The 4138-nt window shown below is 60.2% G+C and carries 3 protein-coding genes and 1 pseudogene; 3 read left to right on the top strand and 1 reads right to left on the bottom strand.

Annotated elements, in window-relative coordinates; all coding sequences use genetic code 11:
* Positions 1-226: LysR family transcriptional regulator (locus ACN4F8_RS10990; protein WP_419473630.1), on the bottom strand; the 226-nt coding region annotated here is incomplete at its 3' end.
* Between the two features lie 52 nt (positions 227-278).
* On the opposite strand from ACN4F8_RS10990, the gene ACN4F8_RS10985 reads away from it, so the two are divergent.
* The 3 genes and pseudogenes from ACN4F8_RS10985 to ACN4F8_RS10975 form a co-directional block, all read left to right on the top strand.
* Positions 279-3188, top strand: coding sequence for a molybdopterin-dependent oxidoreductase (locus ACN4F8_RS10985; protein ID WP_419473629.1), 2910 nt, complete (start codon positions 279-281; stop codon positions 3186-3188).
* Positions 3185-3943 carry a 4Fe-4S dicluster domain-containing protein gene (locus ACN4F8_RS10980; RefSeq protein WP_419473628.1) on the top strand — a complete coding sequence of 253 codons (759 nt, stop codon included), beginning with the start codon at positions 3185-3187 and terminating at the stop codon, positions 3941-3943. Before ACN4F8_RS10985 ends, ACN4F8_RS10980 begins: the two co-directional genes overlap by 4 nt.
* Positions 3940-4138: pseudogene (locus ACN4F8_RS10975) on the top strand (DMSO reductase); the annotation flags it as partial. The gene ACN4F8_RS10980 and the pseudogene ACN4F8_RS10975, both read left to right, overlap by 4 nt.

The following is a 4138-nucleotide window of genomic DNA, read 5'->3' as shown; positions in this document are numbered from 1 at the left end:
GGAGCAAGGCTCGACCGTTCTCGTTGATCAGCAGCTTCTTGCCGACACGATCGAACAACTGAACGCCCAATACAGCCTCGAGCTCCCCGAGAGCATTGCTGGCCGCCGACTGCGAGCGAGAGATCTCGTCACCTGCAGCGCGTGTGGTGCCGCCGCGCGCGACCGCGGCGAACACCTCGAGCTGGCGCAATGTGAGCTTCAGGCGATGATCGATTTTTTGGGTCAAGATGACCTGAATTATGCGCCAAACGAATCTGAATAACTGCCAGTATTCAGCTATGCACAAGCTCTTTTCCAGCGCGCCAGTCCACAATCCGACGGCTACCACCACTGCCCAAACTGAGGTCAAAACGACCACGTGCTACATGTGCGCGTGCCGATGTGGAATTCGGGTTCATTTGCGCGATGGTGAAGTTCGCTACATCGATGGCAATCCGGAGCATCCGTTGAACAAGGGTGTGATCTGCGCCAAGGGTAGCTCTGGGATCATGAAGCAGTATTCGCCCGCGCGGCTTACCCAGCCGCTGCTGCGCAAGGCTGGTGCGGCTCGCGGTGAGGCGCAGTTTGAGCCGATCTCCTGGGACAAAGCATTCGAAATTTTGACCGCGCGGCTGGCAAAGATTCGGGCGACTGACCCCAAGAAATTTGCATTGTTCACGGGCCGAGACCAGATGCAGGCGCTCACGGGTCTCTTTGCGCGGCAGTTCGGCACGCCCAATTACGCAGCACATGGCGGCTTTTGCTCTGTCAATATGGCTGCGGGAATGATTTACACGATTGGCGGTAGTTTCTGGGAGTTCGGGGGGCCAGATCTGGAACGGGCCAAGCTGTTCGTCATGATCGGTACGGCAGAGGATCACCACAGCAACCCGATGAAGATGGCTTTGGGCGCTTTCAAACGTGCCGGTGGGCGGTTCATTTCGATCAACCCGATTCGCACCGGCTATTCGGCTATCGCCGACGAGTGGATTCCCATCAAACCGGGCACCGACGGTGCGCTCTTCATGGCGCTGTTGCACGAGCTCCTCAAGTCGGGTCTGATCGACCGACCATTCTTGCAGCGGTTCACCAACGCGCCGCAGCTTGTCGTGCTCGATGAAGGTGAGCGCGAAGGCCTCTTCGCTTTCGACCCCGACAACGGGCCGCCTGGTGATGGACGGAATCCGCACAACAAGCTGGCCTGGGATCTGACGAGTAACAGCGTCGTGCGGGCGTACCCTGAAGGTGTACAGGAAGGTCGGGCTCTCGCGCTCGAAGGTCGGTACACGCTGCCGGATGGGACGCGCGTTGCTCCAGCGTTCCAGCTTCTGCGCGAGCGCGTGGAAACCACCACGCCGGAGTGGGCGTCTGAGATCACCGGTATTCCTGCCGAGCGTATCCGTGAGCTGGCTCGCGAACTCGGAGAGACGGCGCTGCAACAGGCATTTGAACTCCCGATCCCGTGGACCGACGCGTGGGGCAAGCGTCACGAAACGACGCAGGGTCGGCCGGTCGCCTTTCATGCCATGCGCGGTCTCGCTGCGCACTCGAACGGCTTTCAGACTGTACGGGCACTAGCTGTTCTCATGAGCGTTCTGGGGACCATCGATGCGCCCGGTGGCTTTCGCCACAAGGCGCCATACCCACGCCACATCGTTCCGAACTATCGCGCGTTCAACGACCCCAGCATGGTCAAGCCCAACACCCCGCTCAATGCGGCGCCCCTCGGCTTTCCGGCAAGCCCCGAAGAGTTGGCAGTGTGCGATGACGGGACGCCATTGCGCATCGACCACGCGTTTTCATGGGAGCACCCTCTATCGGCGCACGGCCTCATGCACAACGTGATCACGAACGCTGTTCGTGGAGACCCGTACGAGATCGACACGTTGCTTATCTTCATGGCAAACATGGCGTGGAACTCGACGATGAACACGATGGAAGTGCGCGCCAAGCTGAACGCCAAGGGGGAAGACGGTGAATACAAGATACCGTTTCTGGTGGTGTGTGACGCCTTCCAAAGTGAGATGGTCGCCTTTGCTGACCTCGTGCTGCCCGACACCACCTACCTTGAGCGGCACGATGTAATGAGCATGCTGGATCGACCGATTTCGGAGTACGAGGGCCCGGTGGACTCGGTGCGCGTACCAGTGGTGAAGCCTACGGGGCAGTGCAAGCCGTTCCAGGAGGTGCTGATCGAGCTGGCGTCACGCCTGAAGTTTCCCGCCTTCACACTGGAGGACGGCACGCGCAAGTTCAAAGACTATCCTGACTTCGTCGTCAACTACCAAGCGCAGCCAGGCATCGGTTTCCTCATGGGCTGGCGCGGCAAGGATGGGACGCAGCACCTGCGAGGTGACCCCAACCCGAACCAGTGGGAGATGTACGCGAAGAACAACTGCGTTTTCCAGTACCACATGCCGCAAGACCAGCAGTACATGCGCAACTGGAACCAGCCCTACCTCGACTTCGCGAAGGAGAAAGGATGGCGCCAGAAGAACGACCCAGTGCAGCTGGCCATCTATTCAGACACGCTGCAGTCGTTCAGGCTTGCTGCTCAGGGTAAGACCAAGGGACGGCAGCCGCCAGAGGCGCTGCGCGACCGCATCGCCACATATTTTGATCCGCTGCCTTTCTGGTATCCACCGCTTGAGAACGCTGCCATTGATACCGAGGAATTCCCGCTGGCCGCAATTACCCAGCGACCGATGGCGATGTACCACTCATGGGATTCCCAAAACGCGTGGTTGCGGCAAATTCACAGTCACAACTACCTGCATGTCAATTCGGCCACGGCACAGGGGGCGGGCATCGAGGACGGTGGGTGGGCGTGGGTGACGAGTTCCTGGGGTCGCGTGCGCTGCATGGTGCGCTATAGCGACGCGGTGGAGCCGGGCACTGTCTGGACGTGGAATGCCATCGGCAAAGCCTCGGGCGCCTGGCATCTTGCGCCGGGCGCCGACGAATCGCGTAAAGGGTTTTTGCTGAACCACCTGATCACGGAAGAACTTCCCTTCGGCGAGGGCCACATCAGCAATTCCGATCCGGTCACCGGACAGGCTGGCTGGTATGACGTGCGCGTGAACTTGCGTCCAGCGCCGGCCGACGACGGACCTGAAACATTCCCGCAGGTTGACGCGATGCCCATAGTTCCAGGCGTACTGGGCGGTGCTCGAAAGGTCATTGCATATTTCGCAAAGAGGACGCCATGAGTACCGTTCAAGTGGCTCCCGAGACGCTGGCGAAGCAGCTTGCCCTGGTCATCGACCTTAACGTCTGCGTGGGTTGCCATGCCTGTGTTACATCCTGCAAGGAGTGGAACACGTCCGGCGCTGCGGGCCCGCTGGCGGACCTCAATGCGTTCGGCGAACAACCCAACGGGACCTACTTCAACCGCGTGCAGACGTACGAGGCAGATTCCTACCCCAACACGCAGACAATTCACTTCCCGAAGAGCTGCCTGCACTGCGAAGACCCCCCATGTGTGCCTGTTTGCCCCACGGGTGCGAGCTATAAGCGCGCAAGCGATGGCATCGTTCTTGTCGACTACGACAAATGCATCGGCTGCAAGTACTGCAGTTGGGCATGTCCGTATGGTGCGCGCGAATTCGACGAGGAACGCAAGGTCATGACGAAGTGCACGCTCTGCGTGGACCGCATCTACGACGAGCTGCTGCCACCACAAGACCGCAAGCCCGCATGCGTGAAGGCGTGCCCCACGGGCGCACGCTTGTTCGGCGATGTGAAGGATCCTGACTCCGACGTGTCGAAGGCCATCCGCGAGCGCGGCGGTTACCAGCTGATGCCCGAGTGGGACACACAGCCTGCAAACCACTACCTGCCGCGGAAGGTGACAGAGGCACCTGGAAAAGAGATGCCTGAATTTCACCTCAACGATTTCTTGAGTGCCAACGCCACGCCATCCGGTTCACCGCGGCGCCTGGTATCGAAGGAGGACCTGGCGTGAAACCGGCATTGTCAATCGTGCTCTTCACGACGATCGCCGGCGCTGCACAAGGCGCAGCGGTGGTGCTCGCTTCGGCAACGCTCGCGGGCATTGCGCCGTCTGGTGCGTTGCCGGACATGCTATGGACCATCACCGGGATGCTGTTGGTTGCCCTGGCGGCTTCGTTCTTCCACCTTGGGCATCCATTTCGAGCTT

The organism is Hydrogenophaga sp., from assembly GCF_048549895.1.
Classification (GTDB): domain Bacteria; phylum Pseudomonadota; class Gammaproteobacteria; order Burkholderiales; family Burkholderiaceae_C; genus Hydrogenophaga.
This window is presented reverse-complemented; position numbering and strand designations above follow the sequence as displayed.

Coding starts and splice junctions, on each gene's coding strand:
- ACN4F8_RS10985 (WP_419473629.1), top strand. CDS start 279: ATGCACAAGCTCTTTTCCAGCGCGCCAGTCCACAATCCGACGGCTACC.
- ACN4F8_RS10980 (WP_419473628.1), top strand. CDS start 3,185: ATGAGTACCGTTCAAGTGGCTCCCGAGACGCTGGCGAAGCAGCTTGCC.